Below are 19,753 nucleotides of genomic sequence, written 5' to 3' on the forward strand. Positions count from 1 at the left end.
CGTCCGACTTCGCTCCAGCAACGCCGCACCTCGGGGATCGCGGAAACATCACAGCCCCGCCAAGGAGCGGCAAACTCGACCCCAAAGCCCCCTCAAACAACGCCACCCGCCATGCTGCTCCAGGCCGTCGCCCTGTCTACTGCGTAGGATCACTCGATCGGGCGATTTCCAGCGCCAGGGTGTGATGCCACACGCTCCGGCTTCCGCTTCACCGTTCCTTCACGTACGTGAAGGGGGAAATCGTTCCAATCCTCCCCATCCGTCAGCAACACCCGAGCCCAACCGGAACGCATCGTGAGTGAAACGTGAGTGATCTCCGACTCGACGGCACCATCTTCGAAGACCTGCGGAAGACGTTCTCCACGGTCAGCGACCGCATGGACACCGCCCGCCGCACCCTGCGCGGCACCGACGGCTCGGTCGTGGGCGCCGCGGCACTCGTGGACGACGTACACGATTTCGCCGACGACTGGGGCTACGGCATCAAGCAGCTCGGCAAGCACACCCAGGGCGCCGTCAAGATGATCGACAAGATCGGGAAGTCCTTCGACGACCTGGACCTGAAGCTCGCCGAGTCCATGAAGGCCCCCGAGAAGAAGGGGCACTGAGACAGGCATGAGTCGCCCCTCCTTCCCGCACATCGGCTGGGATCCCACCCCCGGCGACGTGGAGCAGACACGGGAACTCGCGAAGAAGCTCGGCGGCCTGGCGAGCGAGCTGGGCACGGCCGTACAGGAGTTGGAGCAGATCAAGGAAGGCGCCTGGAAGGGCAGGACCGCCGTCGCCTTCAGTGAGCACGTCTCCACCGACATCACTCCGCTCATCAGGAAGAGCCACGACTCCTTCGACAAGGCCTCGCGCGCCCTGCACCGGTGGGCCGGCGAGCTCGTCCACTTCCAGGAGGAGGCCGACCGGCTGGAGAAGCGGGCCGGGGAGGTCCTCGACGCCGAGGCCGACGCCAAGGCGAAGGACAAGGACCAGAGCAAGACGTCCAGTGACGTCAACGACGTCACGCAGAAGGTGCACGACCTGGAGGACCGCTACAAGAAGGCCGCCGCCCTCATCGGCAAGGACCTCGACAAGGCGGCGGACATCGCGCCGGACGAGCCCGGCTTCTGGGACAAACTGGGGAGCGGGATCGCGGACGCGTGGGACGCGACCGGCAAGTGGCTGGAGGACCACGCCGATCTGATCAAGACGGTCGGTGACCTGCTCAGCGACCTGAGCGGCGTCCTTGGGATGCTGGCCATCCTCACCGCCCCCTTCGAGCCGATCGGTGCCATCTTCGCCGCCGCGGCCGTCGTCACCAGTGGCCTGGCCCTGGTGTCCCATCTTGTGGCGATGGCGGCCGGTGCCGACGTCAGCTGGGTCAGCATCGGTTTCGACGCGCTCGGCGCACTCCCGGGTATCGGCGCGTTCGCCAAGGGAGTCAAGGTCGCCGACGGAGCCGTCGCCGCCTCACGCGCCGCGGAACTCGGCGAGGGCTTCAAGGGCGTGACCACCATCGGCCGGAACATCATCGGCGTCGGTGACAACGTCGCGGGCGCGGTGAGTTTCACGGTCAAGGGCAAGACGGTCGGCCTCTGGGGCCTCAAGGCCGGGGGCTTCATCTCGACCGAGGGCGGAATCATGAACCGCATCAGCCTGGTCGCCGAACAGAACGTCCGCAACGGGCAGTGGATCGGCACCCGGGGAATTCCGGGCCTGAACAAGATCGATTCCATGAGCAATCTGGGACGCGGAATCGACGCGGCGATCAAAATCGCCCCCAAAGCATGGTCCATTCCCTCGCACATCGGAGAGATGATGCACCCGGGGGACCGATTCCATGACTCCGCGGCGGCGCACTGAGCGCAACGCGCATCGTCGGAAGCGCGCCCCGTCGGAAGCGGCCGGCCGGAAGCACCCGGCACGTCAAGCACAACGCACGCCAAGCACTACGCACACCCAGCACACCAAGCACTGCCTGGTGAGCACGGAGAGGACACAGGGCCGTGGACTGGTATCCGCCCCCGGGAGAAGCCCTGCTGATGCGGGTCAACGCCTCCTTCGCGACCGGATCGGCACCGCGGGTCGCGGGCCTGCGTTCGTTCAGGGACACCGAACGGCGGGATATCGAAGAAGAGCTGAGCGGCTGGCCGGCCGGGCCGGGGTTCAGCCCACGGGGAAAGGCCGACCGGGCGGGCGTACGCGCTCTGGACATCGCGCTGCTCGGCATTCCCCGCCTGCTGAACATGGCCGCGAACGCCGCGGCCCCCAGCGGCTCGCCCTTCGGCGAACCCCATGGCCCCGGAAAGCCCCGGGAACCCGAGAACGAGGTCGAGGACTTCCCGGTGATGTGGGCCGCCGCGGGCACCCTCGCGCGCACCCTTCCCTGGCAGTTGGACCCGGCGCGCAGGCCCAAGGGGTACCGGACCGAGCTCGTACTCACCGATCGTCGTCTTCTCGTCCTCGGAGTGAGCGCCGCGGCCGGCCTGGCGCCCGCCGACGAGCTGTGGGAGACACCCCGAGATACCGTCGCCGAAGCGGAGCGGATGCACTTCTCCGAGAACGGCTCCGACGTGAGGATCCGGTTCGCCGACGGTTCCTGGACGCGTTGGAAGGTGGGGGACGCCGCCAAGCTGGTGGGCCAACTGCGCGGAGAGCGACGCCCCGTGTCCGGGGACGACGTCACGCCGCAACAGCGGGACCGGATCGCCGAGCTCGTGGCGGACCCGCCGCTCCAGGTGTCCCGCGCGGTGGGCGAGGTGCTGCCGGTCACGGAACCTCCGCAGCTGGAGCAGCTCACCGACGGCACGGTCGCCGTACACCTGCGCGTACCCCTGTCGAACGGCACCGAGCAGAGCCTCACCCGCTATGTGGACCCCGCCGGCACGGACGTCTTCCCGAAGGGCACGGCCCAGTGATGCCTGAGGGGAACGGCGCGCCGGCGTCTCAGGGCAACCGCGCAACGGCGCCTCAGGGCAACGGCCCAGTGGCGCCTGAACGGAACGTCCCGGTCGTTGCCGAAGGAACGGCGCCGCTTGCCGAAGGGACGGCACCCGTTGCCGAGAGGACGGCGCCGACGACCGAAGGGACGGCGCCGTGACCGATCTGGCTCAGCTGATCGCGACGTTCGACGCCCGGAACATCCCGCCCATGTCGTTCGTCATGCCGGACGGCTTCCACGCCCTCCCGGTCGACGCCACGGCGGACGAACGCTCCACCGCCACGGCCGAGTTCGTCCGCGGTCTGTATCCCGGCGGGGACGGTGAACTCTGGCAGTCGGCGGCCCCGTTCTACGAACTCGTCACGGAAGCGATGGCGACAGCGGGCCTCGCCTACTCCGCCTTCGGTCTCTTCGGCCTGGAGACAGGCGGCGTGGCGCACTGCTCCTTCTCCGTCGCCGCCTACGAGTCCGACCACGCGGATCCGGACATAGCCGCGCACGGCATCCTGGCCGTCCTCGCCGCCGACCCGTTCAACGACGCGCGCTGGCTCGACCTGCCCTGCGGCCCCGCCGTCTCCAGCATCATCATGCGAGAGATCACGCTCAGCCCCGACGTCACCGCCACCGCCGAGCGGGAAAAGCTGCTGACCGGACAGATCCAGATCCACGTCCCCTTCCCCACAGGCCCGTACACAGCCGTCTTCACCATCGACACGGCCGCCGTGGACTACTGGGGCGAGTTCTGCGACATGACCACAGCAATCCTCCAAACGGTGTCCTTCACCGCCGCCAGACCGCCAACGGCCCGGCAATAGCCGAGCCCGCTTGAACAGGGCGTAATACGCGTCACACACTCGTCTCATGGCGAGGACCCCAGGATCAGCATCAGCCTTGAAGAGGAGCAGTCCGCGCGCATCAGGCAGCACGCCGAACGGGCCGGCCTGGACGTCTCGGCGTACCTCGTGCACGCCGCGCCACGGCAGATGGCGGAGACCGAGGCCATAGAGGAACAGTTCTCGGGAATCGACGCCGTCATCGCGGCGGCAGAGGCGGAAGCAGCGGCCCTGCCGGTCGAACCGGATTCGGCCGCCCAGGAGTTGACGGAGCAGGAGCGGCGGGAGCACCACGAACGCCGGTCGACCGGAGTGCATCGCCTGCGTCACCGGCCCCGACCTCACCGACTGGCGCCGCATCGGCACAGCCCTGGGAGAGGCAAAACTGCCCTCAAGAAGAAGCCGGACACTGTGGACGCCTGGGTCGCCCTGTCCGCCGTGAAACACGGCAGCGCCGTGATCTTCACGAGCGACCCGGAGGACATCGAGGCGTATCTCACGGCGCTCAGCCCGGCGGACGTACACGTCCAGCCGGTGTGACGCGCAGAGACGGGGCGTGACGTGGCTCGTCAGGGGCTCATGGGAGGCCCCTCATCGGTCAGGTCATGGCCCGTGCGCTCAGGAGCGCTTCATGCCCGTCGGCTCTTCCCCTTGCCCCTCTTGCGGAGTCTGCGCAGGCGCTCCCGCTCCCGTGCCTGCTGTGCCTCGGCAGCTGACCTCTTCCAACGCAGGAGGAGCCAGCCGGTCAGGGCAGTACTCAGCGCGTACGCGAGGAGGGCGCTTCCAGTGCCGGGGATATAGGCGCAACTCGTCTTGTACGAAGGGCAGTTCTTGCCAGGGAGGCTGCTCAAGAGGTAGAGGAGCGGCGCGAAGGTGGCTGTCCAGAGTGCGGCGGTCGCTGCTTTGCGCAGGGCACGCGGCAGGTTTGTCGCCTCGAGGACTCCGGTCAGGCACCAGACGATGCCGAACCCTCCGGAGACAGTGAGCAGGCCGAGCGCGCAGCCCACCACCCACGGCCCGCCCGGGAGGTCCAACAACTCCGGGACCGTCCGGCGCGCGAACAACCGCCAGGTGCCCACCGTGAACACGATCGCCCCTGTCAGGGCCGCCATCAGAGCGATGACGGCGGCGATCACGAACCCGTCTCGCGCCCTGAAGTGCTCGCTGGGCTGTCCTGCCGCCGAGGGTCCCTCTGTGATCCGATCCGACATGAGTTCCCCTGATGAAGACTCTCCGCTCGACGAAAAGCCTCTTTTGCGCATAGCAGGCGTAGCGGCCAAAGCGGCCGCTACGCCTACAAGTCGTTGCGCGGGACCGACTAGCCCTTGACCCCATTGGCCAGCTGCTGGTCCAGGTCCTCGTAGGCCTTTGCGGCGTCGTCGAGGAACTTGGCCATGCCCTTGAGGCCCTCGAGGGTGTCCTTCATGCCCTTGGTGAACTCCTTGAAGGAGTCGTCGAAGGCGGAGGAGCCCTTGGAGGTGGTGTAGCCGTCGGCTACGAGGTTGTCGATGTAGCTGTCCAGGCCGTGGAGCTTCTCGTCCATCTTCTCTTTCTCATGGCCGAGCTTCTTCGCGGCGGTGCGCATCTTCTCGTATGTGATATCTGCGTCTTTGGCCATGTGGCGCCTCCAGGTTCCAACTCGCCGCAGGGCCAGCCCCCGTGGCTGCTGATGCGGATGATGCGATCGTCCGCTGAGTCAGCAGCCTATCCAGGACGCTTGCAGGAGCACACCCCGGCTTTGTCACGAGCGCGCTGTGAAAGCGTGGGATGCGGGGCCCGGTTCGCGGCGGGCCGGGATCCGGCGGGGCGGGCGGTACGCCGGATCTGCTCACCCCCTCCAGGGACCCCGCACACAGGCCGTTGCCTGCGGGAAGGGGGGAGCGGATATCGTCGGTCCTACTGTGGCCCGCGGGAGGGAAGCGGCCTCAGGTGGCTGGGGAGGACGAGCGTGCGCCTGACTCTGACCGTCGTCGATCCGCTCGGCGGGGCTTCCGCCGACGTGGTGCTTGATGCGGATCCTGAGTCCTCGGTCGGGGACATCGCCAAAGAGCTGGCGACTCATGTCGGTTACAGCAGCGGTGCCCGGATCATCCCCATCGGGCAGCACGCGCAGCAGCCGGGCGGTCAGGGCGGTGCTCCGATCGCCTACGTCGACGGGTTTCCCGTCGACCCCTCCGCCACCATCGGGACCTCGCCCCTGCGCGAGGGCGCGGTCGTCAGTCTGTACGACCCCGCCGGGTGCCTGCCGGGCGAGCCGACCGGGCTCGTCGAGCTGCGGGTCGCCGGGGGGCCGGCCGCCGGAGCCGTGCACCGGCTCGGGATCGGGCGCTACGACATCGGGAGCGGGGCGGCGTCGTATCTGCGCATCGACGATCCGGAACTGCCCGAGCGAGCGCTGACGTTGTCAGTTGCAACCGATGGAACCTGCCGGTTCACCGTTCACGGGCGCGGGGACGAGGACGGAGAAGGCGTCACTCTCGACGGGGAGAGCCTCAAGGACAGAAAGAAGGACGGAGAGGACGACGACACCTGGCCGCTCGGCAGTCAGATCGCCGTCGGCAACACCCTCCTTGAGCTCGACCGGTACTCCCCGCCCAACGCCGCCCTCAAGTGGTCCGACGACGGCGCCGGGCTCGACTACAACCGGCCGCCGCGACTGCACCCGCCGGAGCGCGAGACGAAGTTCCGGCTGCCCAGCCCCGTACGCGACTACGAAGCCCGGCCGCTGCCCTGGCTGATGGCGCTCATGCCGCTGGTCGGCGCCATCGTGTCCGTGGTGATCTTCAAGCGTTACTACTACCTGATCATGGCGGCCCTGAGCCCGATGATCATGATCGCCAACTACTTCAACGACAAGAAGCAGGGGCGCAAGTCCCATGCGAAGCAGGTCAAGGAGTACAAGGAGCACAAGGAGCGCATCGAGAAGGAGGCGCAGGAGGCGCTTGTTGCCGAGCGGCTCGACCGGCGGCAGGCCGTTCCCGACCCGGCGGCCGTGCTGTCGCTGAGCACCGGGCCGCGGACGCGGCTGTGGGAGCGGCGGCGCACCGACCCCGATCATCTGCTGCTGCGCGTCGGGACCGGGCAGCTGCCCTCCGAGGTCGTCCTCGACGACCCCGAGCAGGACGACCACAAGCGCCAGGTGACCTGGACCATCGAGGACGCACCGGTCGCGCTGCCGCTGTGCGAGCGCGGTGTCGTCGGCATCGCGGGACCTGGTGACTCCGCGCAGGCGCTGGGGCGTTGGGTCGTCGCGCAGGCCGCCGTGCTGCACAGCCCGCTCGACGTCCAGTTCTACGTCCTGACCGAGAACAGCGGCCGGGAGAGCTGGGACTGGGTGCGCTGGCTGCCGCACAGCCGGCCCGGCGGCGGCCAGGACTCCAACGTCCTCATCGGTACGGACGCCGAGACCGTCGGCGCCCGCATCGGCGAGCTGACCCAGCTGCTCGACGCCCGCCAGAAAGCCGCCCGGCAGAACGGCAACAAGGCCGCCTTCGGCGACCCGGACATCGTCGTGGTCTGGGACGGCTCACGGCGGCTGCGGTCCATGCCGGGCGTCGTACGGCTGCTGCGCGAGGGCCCCGCGATGTCGATGTACGCGATCTGCCTCGACGCGGAGGAGCGGTTCCTGCCCGGTGAGTGCCAGGCCATCGTGATCGCCGAGCCCAAGCCCGAGGAGCACACCGCTCAGCGGACCACAGCGGCCGCTCCCGCCGCCCCCGGCGGCTTCCCCTCCTTCCACGCCTGGCACGCCACCGAGACCGACGACGCGCACTCCGGCTCGCACAAGCCGCTCGAACTGCGGCTGCGCGTCCAGCAGACGGGCGTCGCCCGCGTACGGAACGTACGGCCGGACTTCGTCTCCGCGGCCTGGTGCGCACGACTGTCCCGCGCGCTCTCCCCTCTCCGCGACATCAGCGGCGAGACCGAGGACTCGGCGCTGCCCGGGGCCAGCCGGCTGCTGGACGTGCTGCAGTTGGAGCCGCCGAGCAGTGACGCCATCACGGCGCGCTGGCGGATGGGCGGGCAGTCGACGATGGCGGTCATCGGTGAGTCGTACGACGGGCCGTTCGGCATCGACATGCGGCGGGACGGGCCGCACGGACTCATCGCCGGTACGACGGGTTCCGGAAAGTCGGAGCTGCTGCAGACCATCGTGGCGTCGCTGGCCGTGGCCAACACCCCCGAGAACATGACGTTCGTCCTCGTCGACTACAAGGGCGGCTCGGCGTTCAAGGACTGCGTCAAACTCCCGCACACCGTCGGCATGGTGACCGACCTCGACGCCCATCTCGTCGAGCGCGCCCTCGAATCGCTCGGCGCGGAGCTGAAGCGGCGCGAGCACATCCTCGCCGCCGCCGACGCCAAGGACATCGAGGACTACCAGGACCTCGTACGCCGTGATCCCGCGCACCCGTCCGTGCCCCGACTCCTCATCGTCATCGACGAGTTCGCGTCCATGGTGCGCGACCTGCCCGACTTCGTGACGGGTCTGGTCAACATCGCCCAGCGAGGCCGGTCGCTCGGCATCCACCTGCTGCTCGCCACCCAGCGGCCGAGCGGCGTCGTGTCACCCGAGATCCGCGCCAACACCAACCTCCGTATCGCGCTGCGCGTGACCGACGGCGGCGAGTCCAGCGATGTCATCGACTCGCCCGAGGCGGGGCACATCTCCAAGAACACTCCCGGCCGCGCGTACGTCCGCCTCGGGCACGCCTCGCTCGTACCGTTCCAGTCCGGCCGGGTCGGTGGCCGCCGCCCGGGTGCCGCCGACCCGGCGCTGCTCGCTCCGTGGGCCGGCCCCCTCGACTGGGAGGACCTCGGCCGGGCCGCTCTCGTGAAGCCGAAGGCCGCCGCGCGCGAGGAGGAGGAGATCACCGACCTCAAGGTGCTGGTGGACGCGGTGCGCGCGGCCAACCAGGTGCTCGGCATCCCGCCGCAGCACAGTCCGTGGCTGCCCGCGCTCTCCGAGACGCTGCTGCTCGACGAGATCCCGCTGCCCGCCTTCGCCGGCGGACCGGGCAAGCTGCCGCCCGCCCCGTACGGCGTCGAGGACCTGCCCGCCGACCAGGCGCGCCGTCCGGTCGTCATCGACTTCCGTTCCTTCGGGCATCTGCTCATCGGCGGTGCCCCGCGCAGCGGCCGTTCGCAGATCCTGCGGACCATCGCGGGCTCGCTGGCGCGCACGCACTCCGCCGCGGACGTCCACCTCTACGGCATCGACTGCGGCAACGGCGCGCTCAACGCGCTGACCCGGCTGCCGCACTGCGGCGCGGTCGTCAGCCGCAACCAGACCGAGCGCGTGGTCCGGCTCATCGCCCGCCTGAAGGGTGAACTCACGCGCCGCCAGGACCTGTTGGCGGACAAGGGCTTCGCCGACATCGGTGAGCAGCGGGCCGCGTCGACGGACGAGGAGCGGCTGCCGCATCTCGTCGTGCTGCTCGACCGGTGGGAGGGCTGGCTGCCGACGCTCGGCGAGTACGACCACGGTGATCTGACCGACCAGATCCAGGCGATGATGCGCGAGGGTGCGAGCGTCGGCATCCACGTGATCATGACCGGTGACCGGCAGATCCTCTCCACCCGGATCGGCTCGCTCACCGAGGACAAGTACGGACTGCGGCTCGCGGACCGTTCCGACTTCTCGCTGCTCGGCATCAACGCCCGCAAGGTCCCCGAGGAGATCCCGCCGGGCCGCGGCTACCGCAACGAGCAGGGCACCGAGACGCAGTTCGCGCTGCTCACCGAGGACTCCACGGGTCAGGGACAGGCCGCCGCGCTCGCCGCCATCGGCGAGGCCGCCGCCGCACGCGACGCCCAACTCCCGCGCAGCCGACGCCCGTTCCGTGTCGACGTGCTGCCCACCCGCATCAACTTCGCCGACGCCTGGGAGATGCGCGACCCGGATGCCTCCCGCTCGAAGCTGTGGGGCCTGGTGGGCATCGGCGGCGACGACATCATGGGCTTCGGCCCCGACCTCTCGCAGGGCGTGCCGACGTTCGTCATCGCCGGTCCCGCCAAGTCGGGCCGCAGTACGACGCTGTTGAACCTGGCCCGGTCCTACCTTGCGCAGGGCGTCCGTATCGTCGTCGCCGCGCCGCGTCCGTCGCCGTTGCGTGAACTCGACGGCCAGGACGGCGTGTTGAAGGTCTTCGACGAGGACGACATCGAGAGCGACGACCTCGACGAGGTGATCGAGTCGGCCACGCCCGAGGAGCCGATCGTGGTGCTGGTCGACGACGGCGAGGTCCTGGAGGACTGCGACGCCGCGACCGTTCTCAAGCGCATCGTCCAGCGCGGCACCGAGCGCGGTCTCGGTCTCGTCATCGCCGGTGACGAGGACGACGTGTGCAGCGGCTTCTCCGGCTGGCAGGTCGAGATGAAGAAGGGCCGCCGCGGCATCCTGCTCTCCCCGCAGGACTCCTCCGCGGGCGAGCTGATCGGTATCCGCACCAACCGCAGCATGGTCGGCGGACCGGTCGCGCCGGGCAAGGGCCTGCTGCACCTCGGCAGCGGGGAGCCGCTCACGGTCACGACGCCGCTGTGACGCGCCCGCGGTGGGCCCCTGAGGCCGGGGCCCACCGTGCGCTCACACCGCGGGCAGCGCGTAGATCGACCAACCGTGCGTCACGAGAAGGCGGTTGCCGGAGATGGCGACCTGCCATGGGTCCGAGGCACCGTCACCGGACTGGTTGTCGTTGTAGACCCAGCGCTTCTCGCCGGTTTTGGCCTTCATCGCGAAGATGCCGCCACTGCCCCAGTACGACGCCCCGTAGAGGGTCTGCCCCACGCGGATGAACCGCTCGGGGGGCCGTGTGGCACCGGGGTCCTCGCACAGCCAGAGCTTCTTGCCGGTCTTGACCTCGACGGCCCAGACGCCCCCGTCGTGGTCGCTCGCATAGAGCACGCCGTCGATGACGGTGGGGTCGTTGAAGCCGCGGCGGCCGTTGGGGGACAGCGTCCAGCTGGTCTTCCCGGTGTCCGCGTCCAAGGCGATCAGCTCGTCACCCGGCAGGAAGACCAGGCCGGCCGCGACGAGGGGCTTCCACCCCAGGTCGTGGTCACCCCACTTCCTGGTCCACAACTGCTCACCGGTCGCCGTGTCGCGCACCGTGAGGTTGTGCTTGGAGTCGGCGTACACCAGGTACTTCCCGTCGACGGAGCCGTCGGCGTCCCAGTTGCCGGTGCCCCAGTCGCGCATCTGCACCCACACCTGCTTGCCGGTGGTGTGGCTGATCGCGGCGACGCCGTTGCGGTAGTCGGTGGCGCTGCGCGCGTCGTCGAAGTCCGTCACCATGGTGTAGACGTGCTGGTCGTCGATGGCGATGGTGTTGTCGACCTGCAACGCCCCGGTGAGACGGCTGCGCCAGGCCTCCTTGCCCGTTTGCACGTCCAGCGCCACGAGTACGCCGTCGTACTGGCTGTCGGACAGGAAGACCTTGCCGTCGTGGAACAGAAGGGCGGCGCCGGGCTGGATCACGTCCTTGCGGGTCCACCGCTTCTTGCCGGTCTTCACGTCGTACGCCACCAGCGGTTCACCGCTGATCAGCAGCAGACCCTCGTGGGTGAGCAGCGGAAGGTCGGTCTCGATGCCGTCCTCGGCGACCGTCACGTGCCACAGCGGCTGGGGCGCGACACCGGCCGGAGGCGTCGTGAAGGTCTCCGCGGCGGGCTCCGTCCTTCCACCGTCCGACCCCGCCCCGGCCGAGGCGGGGGAGGGGGTGTCCCGCGAGAGCCACCAGGCGGTGCCCCCGCCGAGCACGGCGACACCGGCGGCGGCACCGGCCGCGCGGCTGAGGAGACGGCGACGGGAGGGGGCCGCGGGAGGGTCCGCGGAGGCGGCGGCCGGCGGTGCGCCGAGGTGGAACGTGCCGGGCGGCGGGGTCCCGTAGCCGGGAGCGCCCGCAGACCCCGGGGTTTCCGCGGCCCCGTATCCCGGGGTCACCGGCGCGGGCGTACCGCCGGGCGGAGTCCCGTACCCCATCGGCGGGTTGGGCACGGCCGGCGGCCCGCCGAAGCCCGCCGGTGCGGTCGCGACCGGTGTCGTCGCGGCCGGTATCTCCAGGTCCAGGATTCCCGCCGCGTGCGTGGCGATGGTGGAGGCGACCGCCGAGGGGAGCCAGTCCGTGAGGAGGGTCTCGGCGCCGGCCGGGGCGAGGGCCGTCACGATCTCCGCCGGGGCCGGGCGCAGCGCCGGGTCCTTCAGCAGACACGCCCGGATCAGGCCCAGCAGCGGCTTCGGTACGCCGGTGAGGTCGGGTTCGCCGTAGACGATCTGGTAGAGCATGGCCGCGTGGTTCGCGGCCTCCGAGCCGAAGACGTCGTGTCCGGTCGCCGCGTAGGCGAGGACGGCGCCGAGGGAGAAGACGTCGCCCGCCGTGCCGACGTCCCGGCCGAGGGCCTGTTCCGGCGGCATGTAGCCGGGCGAGCCGACGACGACTCCCGTCTGCGTCATACGGTTTCCGTCCACCGCCCGCGCGATGCCGAAGTCGATGACACGGGGGCCGTCGGCGGCCAGCAGGACGTTCGAGGGCTTCAGGTCGCGGTGGATCAGTCCCGCGGTGTGTATCTCCTGGAGGGCCGCGGCGAGGCCCGCGCCGAGTGCGCGTACGGTCCGCTCGGGCAGCGCGCCATGGGTCTCCACCACGTCCGTGAGGTCCGGCCCGAGGACGTACGACGTCGCGAGCCACGGCAGCGCGGCGGCCGGGTCGGCGTCGACGACCGGGGCGGTGTAACGGCCGGACACCGCCCGCGCGATGGCGACCTCGTGCTCGAAGCGGCGCCGGAAGTCGCCGTCGGCCGCCAGGTCGGGCCGTACGACCTTCACCGCGACGGTGCGGCCGCCGGGCGAACGGGCCAGGTAGACACGCCCCATACCGCCCGCGCCCAGCCGCCGCAGCAACCGGTAGCTGCCCAACTCCCGTGGATCGTCGGCCTGCAGCGTCTCCATGGTCGGGCCTTCCCCGTGCTGTTCACGCCGGTCGCGTCTGATGGCGTTCGCTATCGCAGACACAGTAGTGACGGGCGTGACGGACGCAGAGGGCAGGTCCGTCGCTCAGGAAACCTTCGCCATCCGCGCCACCGGATCCCCCGCGTCCGCGTTGTCCGTCTCGTACTTCAGGTCGGTGCCGACGGGGGTCAGTCGGACGACGTGCGAGCCCTTCGTGCAGACGTTGCGGTTGGACTTCTTGGCGATGCTCGTGGCGATGAGCTGGGTTTTGGTGACCTTCCTGAGGACGAGTACGTCGTCGCAGATGCCGCCGATCTGGTCGGTCTGGCGGAAGGTGCCGAACTGCTCGCCCACGGCGGCCCGGTGAACGGTGACGCGGAAGGTGCCCATGGGGAGGGCGCCGCCGAGGGCGATGCCGTCGCCCTCCCAGGTGCCGAGGTATGAGGCGGGAATCGCGGACTGTGCGTCGCCCGGATTCGAGGCGCCGGCCGTCGGCGAAGGAGTGCTCGCGGCGTCGCCCGATCCGGCGGTCGGCTCCGGAGTCACGGCGCCTCCCGCGGAGCTTCCCTTGTCCCCCGAGTCGTTGCCCGGCATCAGGTCGAACAGGAACGCCGAGCCGACGGTCACCGCCGCCAGCGCACCGGCGACGGCCAGCGCGATCGTGCAACTCAGCCTGCGGCCACGGCCGTTCGCCCCGGGAAGCGACGTCGCGGCGAGGCTGACGGAGACCTTGCCGGGATGAGCGTCCTGGTGGCCGCCCGAGGTCGCCGGCACCGCGTCCTGCGGGCCCGGCTGCGACTCGCGCTGCCCCGGCACATACGTCGGCATCGGCACCACGGGCATCGCGGGACCGAAGCCCGGCGGTGGCGGTCCGAAGACCCCGCCCTCCACGACAGGCACTCCCGAAGGACCGGGCGCCGCCGAAGGCGCCCCCACCGAAGGGCTGCTGAACCCCACCGGCCCCGAGGGTGCGACCTCCGCGGCCTCGAGGTTGAGCAGCTGTACGGCGCTTCGGCTGACCTGTTCCACCATCCGGCCCGGCAGCCAGCCCGCCGTCACCAGCCGGGCCGCGCCCTGCGGGGCCAGCCGCCCGGACATCTCGCCCGGGGTGGGCCGGTCGGCCGGGTCCTTCGCCAGGCACCGGGCGCCCAGCTCGCGCAACTCGCCCTCCAGGGACCCGAGCCGGGGCTCCTCGTGGACGACCTTGTAGAGCAGCGCGGCGGAGGAGTCACCGGGGAACGGGGATTCGCCCGTGGCCGCGTACACGAGGACCGCGCCGAGGGAGAAGATGTCCGCCGCTCCCGTGACGCCCTTGCCGAGGATCTGCTCGGGCGACATGTAGCCGGGCGAGCCGACCGAGACGCCGGTGGAGGTGAGCGAGGCCGTGCCGTCCGTCGCGCGGGCGATGCCGAAGTCGATGAGGAGGGGGCCGTCGAGGGTCAGCAGCACGTTGGAGGGCTTCACGTCGCGGTGGACCAGACCCAGCGCGTGCACCGCCGAGAGCGCCTCGGCCAGGCCCGCGCCGAGGACCCGTACGGAATGGGCGGGAAGCGGGCCGGAGTCCGCGATCGCCGCCGCCAGCGAGGGGCCGGCCGCGTACGCCGTCGCGACCCATGGGACCGGCGCCTCGGGGTCCGCGTCCAGGACGGGGGCCGTCCAGGCGCCGCCCACCCGGCGCGCCGCGTCCACCTCGCGGCGGAAGCGGGCGCGGAACTCCTCGTCGAGCGCGAAGTGCGGGTGCACGATCTTGACCGCGACCGTGCGGCCGCCGGCGCTGCGGCCGAGATACACGCGGCCCATTCCGCCGGAGCCCAGCCGGCCGAGCAGCCGGTAGGGCCCCACGACCGTGGGTTCGTCGGCTCCGAGCGGTTGCATGGCGTCCACACCTCCCCCGTACGCACGCCTCGCGGCACTGGCTCGCCGCACTGCCTCGTGGCGCTCACAGCAGCGTAGTGCCGCCTTCCGAAGGAAAGCGGGCCTTACGGCTCCAGCAGGTCCACCTTCACGTCCGCCGGGAAGCCGGTCGTCGCGCCGACGCGGCGGGCGAACTCCTCGACGGCCGCCAACTGGGGGCCGCCGAAGCGGAAGTCGAGGGTCGTGAAGTACTTCTCCAGGACCGTCGCGTCGAAAGCCTCCCAGCGTGCCGCCTGCTCGGCGACCTTGCCGACCTCGTCGAGGGAGAGGTCGCGCGAGGAGAGGAAGGCCTCGTGCACCTTGCGGGTGACCAGGGGCTCGCGCTCCAGGTAGTCGCGCCGGACGGCCCAGACGGCGAAGACGAACGGCAGGCCCGTCCACTCCTTCCACAGGGTGCCGAGGTCGTGCACCTGCAGACCGAGCTGCTCGGCCTCGTGCAGATTGGCGCGCAGGGCCGCGTCTCCGATGAGTACGGCGGCGTCCGCCTCCTGCATCATCAGGGGGAGGTCGGGTGGGCACGTGTAGTACGACGGCTGGACGCCGACCTGCTCGGCGAGCAGCAGCTGGGCCAGGCGCACGGAGGTGCGCGAGGTGGAGCCGAGGGCGACGCGGGCGCCGTCCAGCTGGTCGAGAGGGACCTGCGAGACGATCACGCAGGACATCACGGGGCCGTCGCAGCCGACCGCGATGTCGGGGAAGGCGACCAGCTCATCGGCGTGCTTGAGGAACTCGACGAGCGTGATGGGCCCGATGTCCAGATCGCCCTGGACCAGTCTCTCGCTGAGCTTCTCCGGGGTGTCCTTCGTCAGCTCGAGATCGAGGAGCGTTCCTGTTCTCGCGAGCCCCCAGTACAGAGGCAGGCAGTTCAGGAACTGGATGTGGCCGACACGCGGCCGGGTGCGAGAATTGTCCACATCGCGAGGCTAGCCCCCATGCGGTACGGTGCATGCCTCAGGGTCCCGGAGTGGCTTCAGAAACCTTCGGAACCTCGCGTGTCAACCCCTACGACAACGACACGTCAGCGCAACGTCAACCCCGACCCGATGCAGGTCAAACCTCCGGGTGACGTGATCTTGCCCTCTATTGCTTTCGGCTGCCCTCGTGGGTAGGCTCATCCGCAAGTTGCAGTTTGGTTTCCCTTGCAGTACAGAGCCTGCGGAGCATGTAACCGCGGGCTCTCGTCGTTTTCAGACGAATGCAGTTGTTTACAAGCTTTTGTTTACACCTTGCAGGTTCTGGAGCAGGGCAACCCTTTGGGGCCCAAGGAGGGCTTATGGCTACCGGAACCGTGAAGTGGTTCAACGCCGAAAAGGGCTTTGGTTTCATCGCCCAAGAAGGCGGCGGCCCGGACGTCTTCGTCCACTACTCCGCGATCAACGCGAGCGGATTCCGCTCTCTCGAAGAGAACCAGGCGGTTTCCTTCGATGTCACGCAGGGTCCGAAGGGCCCGCAGGCGGAGAACGTCACCCCGATCTAAGGCTTCGGCTCACCTGAGCCCCTTGCTGTGATCAGGAACTAACGCAGTACCCAAGGAGCCCCGCGCCAGTCTCTGGCATCGGGGCTCCTGCCTTTTCCCTCCCCACGCCCTCCTGCCCGCGCGGGCGCCTATTTCTCCATCGCGTACAGCCCCTCGATCTGCACGGAGAAGTCCCGGGCGACGGCCTCGCGCTTCAGCTTCATCGACGGCGTGAGATGACCCGCCGCCTCGGTGAAGTCGACGGGCAGGACGGCGAAGCGGCGGATCGACTCGGGGCGGGAGACGAGCTTGTTGGCCTCGTCGACGGCGCGCTGCAGGACGGCGTGCAACTCCGGGTCGTCGAGGAGCAGTTCGGGCGGGACGGAGTGCTTGCCGTTCATGTGACGCCAGTGCGTGATGCCCTCGGGGTCGAGGGTGATGAGGGCCGTGACGTAGGGGCGGCGGTCGCCGAGGACCATGCACTGGGCGATCAGGGGGTGGGAGCGGAGCCAGTTCTCCAGCGGCGCCGGGGCGACGTTCTTGCCGCCGGCGGTGATCAGGATCTCCTTCTTGCGGCCGGTGATGGTGAGGTAGCCCTCGTCGTCGAGTTCGCCGAGGTCACCGGTGGCGAACCAGCCGTCCGGGGTGGCGGGGACGACGCCGCCCGCGCTCGGGTCCCAGTAGCCGCGGAAGAGCTGGCCGCCGCTGAGCAGCACCTCCCCGTCGCCGGCGATGCGCACCCGGGTGCCGGGCAACGGCCAGCCCACCGTGCCGAGACGGGGTTTGTTCGGCGGGGTCACGGTCGCGGCCGCGGTCGTCTCCGTGAGGCCGTAGCCCTCGTAGATCTCGATGCCGGCGCCGGCGTAGAAGGCGGCGAGCCGGCGGCCCAGCGGGGAACCGCCGCAGATCGCGTAGCGGACCCGGCCGCCGAGGGCGTTGCGGATGCGTCGGTAGACCAGCGGGTCGTAGAGAGCGCGGGCCGCGCGCAGTGAGCGCGAGGGGCCCGGCCCGGTGCCGTGCTGGCGGGCCTCCAACGCCTCGCCGTACCGCTGGGCGATACCGGCCGCGCGATCGAAGGACGAGGCGCGGCCCATCTTCTCGGCCGTGGCGCGGCCCGTGTTGAAGACCTTCTCCAGGACGTAGGGGATGGCGAGCAGGAAGGTCGGGCGGAAGCTCGCGAGGTCGGCGAGCAGGTCCTCGGTCGCGAGGCTCGGCGCGTGGCCGAGCTTCACACGGGCACGCAGACAGGCGATGGCGACCATGCGGCCGAAGACGTGGGAGAGCGGGAGGAAGAGCAGGGTGGAGGCGGCGTCCGTCGTCTTCAACTTGAAGATGGGGTAGAGGAGTTCGATGGCGTTGTCGATCTCGGCGAAGAAGTTGCCGTGGGTGAGGGCGCAGCCCTTGGGGCGGCCGGTGGTGCCCGAGGTGTAGATGAGGGTGGCGAGGGTGCCGGGGCCCAGCACCCCGCGGCGCACGGCGACTTCCTGGTCGGAGACGTTCCGGCCCAGCTCGGCGAGCCGCTCCATGTGCCCCTTCTCGAAGACCCACATGTGCCGCAGGTCGGGTATCCGGTCGAGTTCGGGGCCGAGTGCCGCGGCCTGCGACGCCGTTTCCGTGGCGAGGGCCACGGCGCCCGAGTCCTGGAGGATCCAACGGACCTGGAAGACCGAGGAGGTCGGGTACACCGGCACGGTGACCAGACCCGCGGCCCAGGCGGCGAAGTCCAGGAGCGTCCATTCGTACGTCGTACGGGCCATGATGGCGATCCGGTCCCCGGGGACGAGACCCTCGGCGATCAGCCCTTTCGCGACCGCGAGCACCTGTGCCGCGAACTCGGCCGCGCTCACGTCCGTCCACCCGCCGTCGGGCCCCTTCCAGCTCAGGACCGCCTCCGCCGGGGCGATGTCCGCGTTGTCGAAGGGGATGTCGGCGAGCGAGCCGTGCGTGACCTGCCCGACGAGCGGCGCCACGGCCACCTCGCGCACGACGCCGTCCAGCCGCCTGATCTCGGGCTCCACCAGAGGAAGTTCGGAGGCATAGAGGCTGGACACGGGGCGGCTCCTTGTCTGCCGGGCCGGGACGGGTGAGCGGCGCACGTCCTCATACGGCCCTGACAGGTGGGTGGTTCATGAGCGGGCTGTGCAATGGAAGGGGAGACGGGGATCGTACGGCGCCGAGGTGTGGGGTTTGTGTCGCTTTGGGGCGGGCGAGGTGCGGTTACCGGGAGTATCCGTGCAGGTCGGAAAGGGGTTTCTCCCGGCAGTGCCGCGCCTCGCTGCCGCTGGGCGAACCCTCGCGCTCACGCCCCGCGGCGGTGGGAACGAAACGCCACTTCACCGGCGTTCCAGGATCGCCGTCACTCCCTGGCCGCCCGCCGCGCACAGGGAGATCAGGCCTCGGCCCGGGCCGCCCTGCTCCTCCAGGAGCGCGGCCAGAGTCGCCACGATGCGCGCACCGGTCGTGGCGAAGGGGTGACCGGTGGCGAGCGAGGACCCCACGACGTTGAGGCGGGCGCGGTCCACCGGGCCGAGGCCGCGCTTCTCCCAGGCCGCGAGGGTGGCGAGGACCTGGGAGGCGAAGGCCTCGTGGATCTCGATGAAGTCGAAGTCGTCCAGGGTGAGTCCGGTGCGCTCCAGCAGGCGCGGGACGGCGTACGCGGGGGCCATCAGCAGTCCGTCCTCGCCGCCCACCACGTCGCCCTCGACGAAGTCCACGGCCGCGGTCTCGTACGCGGTGAGGTACGCGAGGGGCGTCAGAGCGCGCGCCTCGGCCCACTCCTCGCTCGCGAGCAGCACGACCGCCGCGCCGTCCGTCAGCGGGGTCGAATTCCCGGCGGTCATCGTCGGGTCGGGGCCGTCGGTCCCGAACACCGGCTTGAGCGTGGCGAGTTTGCCGGCCGTCGATCCCGGGCGCAGGTTCTGGTCGCGGGTCAGGCCGCGGAAGGGGACGACGAGGTCGTCGAGGAAGCCGCGTTCGTACGCGGCGGCCAGCCGCTGGTGACTGGCGGCCGCCAGTTCGTCCTGGTCCGCGCGGGTCACGCCCCAGGCGCGGGCGGTGACGGCGGCGTGCTCGCCCATCGAGAGGCCGGTGCGGGGCTCGGCGTTGCGTGGGATGTCGGGGACGAGGTGGCGGGGCCGGACGCGGGTCAGCGCCTTCAGGCGTGCGGCCGGTGACTTGGCGCGGCGCACCTCCAGCAGGATGCGGCGCAGTTCGTCGTTGACGCCGAGAGGGGCGTCGCTGGCCGTGTCCGCCCCGCCCGCGATCGCGGAGTCGGTCTGGCCGAGCGCGATCTTGTTGGCGGCGGCGATGACGGCCTGGAGGCCGGTGCCGCAGGCTTGCTGGATGTCGTAGGCGGGGGTGCGGGCGTCGAGCCGGGAGCCGAGGACGGTCTCGCGGGCGAGGTTGAAGTCGCGGCTGTGCTTGAGGACGGCTCCGGCGACCAACTCGCCCACCGCGCCGGGCTCTTCGAGACCGAAGCGCGCGGCGAGTGCGTCGACCACCGCGGTCAGCATCTCCTGGTTGGAGGCGGTGGCGTAGGGGCCGTCGGAGCGGGCGAAGGGGATGCGGGTGCCGCCGACCACCGCGACCCGGCGGGTCCGAGGGGGCTCAAGGGGACTCATCTCGACCTGCTCCTCACCGTGACATAGGCTTACCTCCGGTAACCTTACTCCAGA

General features: G+C 70.3%; 14 protein-coding genes. 7 read left to right on the top strand and 7 right to left on the bottom strand.

What is annotated here, in order from left to right:
• Positions 1-305: 305 nt before the first annotated feature.
• From ABZS97_RS04970 to ABZS97_RS04990, 5 genes are all read left to right on the top strand, one after another.
• Positions 306-608, top strand: a complete 303-nt coding sequence (locus tag ABZS97_RS04970; RefSeq protein WP_356133631.1) for a hypothetical protein — start codon at positions 306-308, stop codon at positions 606-608.
• A gap of 7 nt (positions 609-615) precedes the next feature.
• Positions 616-1,851 carry an enoyl-CoA hydratase/isomerase family protein gene (locus tag ABZS97_RS04975; protein ID WP_356133633.1) on the top strand — a complete coding sequence of 412 codons (1,236 nt, stop codon included), beginning with the start codon at positions 616-618 and terminating at the stop codon, positions 1,849-1,851.
• A gap of 143 nt (positions 1,852-1,994) precedes the next feature.
• Positions 1,995-2,906, top strand: coding sequence for a hypothetical protein (locus ABZS97_RS04980; protein WP_356133635.1), 912 nt, complete (start codon positions 1,995-1,997; stop codon positions 2,904-2,906).
• A gap of 178 nt (positions 2,907-3,084) precedes the next feature.
• Entirely contained in the window at positions 3,085-3,744 is a 660-nt protein-coding gene (locus ABZS97_RS04985; RefSeq protein ID WP_356133637.1) for a hypothetical protein, read from the top strand.
• Between the two features lie 168 nt (positions 3,745-3,912).
• Entirely contained in the window at positions 3,913-4,302 is a 390-nt protein-coding gene (locus ABZS97_RS04990) for a hypothetical protein (RefSeq protein ID WP_356133639.1), read from the top strand.
• An 89-nt stretch (positions 4,303-4,391) separates the two neighbouring features.
• On the opposite strand, the gene ABZS97_RS04995 is transcribed toward ABZS97_RS04990, so the two are convergent.
• A complete protein-coding gene (locus ABZS97_RS04995) occupies positions 4,392-4,973 on the bottom strand; it encodes a hypothetical protein (protein WP_356133641.1) in 582 nt (193 codons plus the stop codon).
• Positions 4,974-5,080: 107 nt separating this feature from the next.
• Positions 5,081-5,380, bottom strand: a complete 300-nt coding sequence (locus ABZS97_RS05000; RefSeq protein ID WP_356133643.1) for a WXG100 family type VII secretion target — start codon at positions 5,378-5,380, stop codon at positions 5,081-5,083.
• A 330-nt stretch (positions 5,381-5,710) separates the two neighbouring features.
• Between ABZS97_RS05000 and ABZS97_RS05005 the strand changes: the two genes are divergently transcribed.
• Positions 5,711-10,306, top strand: a complete 4,596-nt coding sequence (locus ABZS97_RS05005; RefSeq protein WP_356133646.1) for an FtsK/SpoIIIE domain-containing protein — start codon at positions 5,711-5,713, stop codon at positions 10,304-10,306.
• Between the two features lie 42 nt (positions 10,307-10,348).
• Here the strand turns inward: ABZS97_RS05005 and ABZS97_RS05010 are convergent, their stop codons facing one another.
• From ABZS97_RS05010 to ABZS97_RS05020, 3 genes are all read right to left on the bottom strand, one after another.
• Positions 10,349-12,709 (bottom strand): PQQ-binding-like beta-propeller repeat protein, encoded by a 2,361-nt coding sequence (locus ABZS97_RS05010; RefSeq protein ID WP_356133648.1) that lies wholly within the window; start codon positions 12,707-12,709, stop codon positions 10,349-10,351.
• A 105-nt stretch (positions 12,710-12,814) separates the two neighbouring features.
• Complete coding sequence (locus ABZS97_RS05015; RefSeq protein WP_356133650.1) at positions 12,815-14,584, bottom strand: serine/threonine-protein kinase; 1,770 nt, start codon at positions 14,582-14,584, stop codon at positions 12,815-12,817.
• A gap of 104 nt (positions 14,585-14,688) precedes the next feature.
• On the bottom strand, positions 14,689-15,537 hold the full coding sequence (locus ABZS97_RS05020; RefSeq protein ID WP_356133652.1) for a menaquinone biosynthesis protein: 849 nt from the start codon (positions 15,535-15,537) through the stop codon (positions 14,689-14,691).
• A gap of 359 nt (positions 15,538-15,896) precedes the next feature.
• Between ABZS97_RS05020 and ABZS97_RS05025 the strand changes: the two genes are divergently transcribed.
• Entirely contained in the window at positions 15,897-16,100 is a 204-nt protein-coding gene (locus ABZS97_RS05025; RefSeq protein ID WP_053740801.1) for a cold-shock protein, read from the top strand.
• Positions 16,101-16,228: 128 nt separating this feature from the next.
• Here ABZS97_RS05025 and ABZS97_RS05030 read toward each other — a convergent pair whose 3' ends face one another.
• The gene (locus ABZS97_RS05030; RefSeq protein ID WP_356133655.1) at positions 16,229-18,130 is read right to left on the bottom strand and encodes an AMP-dependent synthetase/ligase; all 1,902 of its coding nucleotides are present in this window, start codon (positions 18,128-18,130) and stop codon (positions 16,229-16,231) included.
• Positions 18,131-18,412: 282 nt separating this feature from the next.
• Positions 18,413-19,699 carry an acetyl-CoA C-acetyltransferase gene (locus tag ABZS97_RS05035; RefSeq protein ID WP_356133657.1) on the bottom strand — a complete coding sequence of 429 codons (1,287 nt, stop codon included), beginning with the start codon at positions 19,697-19,699 and terminating at the stop codon, positions 18,413-18,415.
• Positions 19,700-19,753 lie beyond the last annotated feature (54 nt).

The organism is Streptomyces sp. NPDC005485 (assembly GCF_040606085.1).
Classification (GTDB): Bacteria; Actinomycetota; Actinomycetes; order Streptomycetales; family Streptomycetaceae; genus Streptomyces.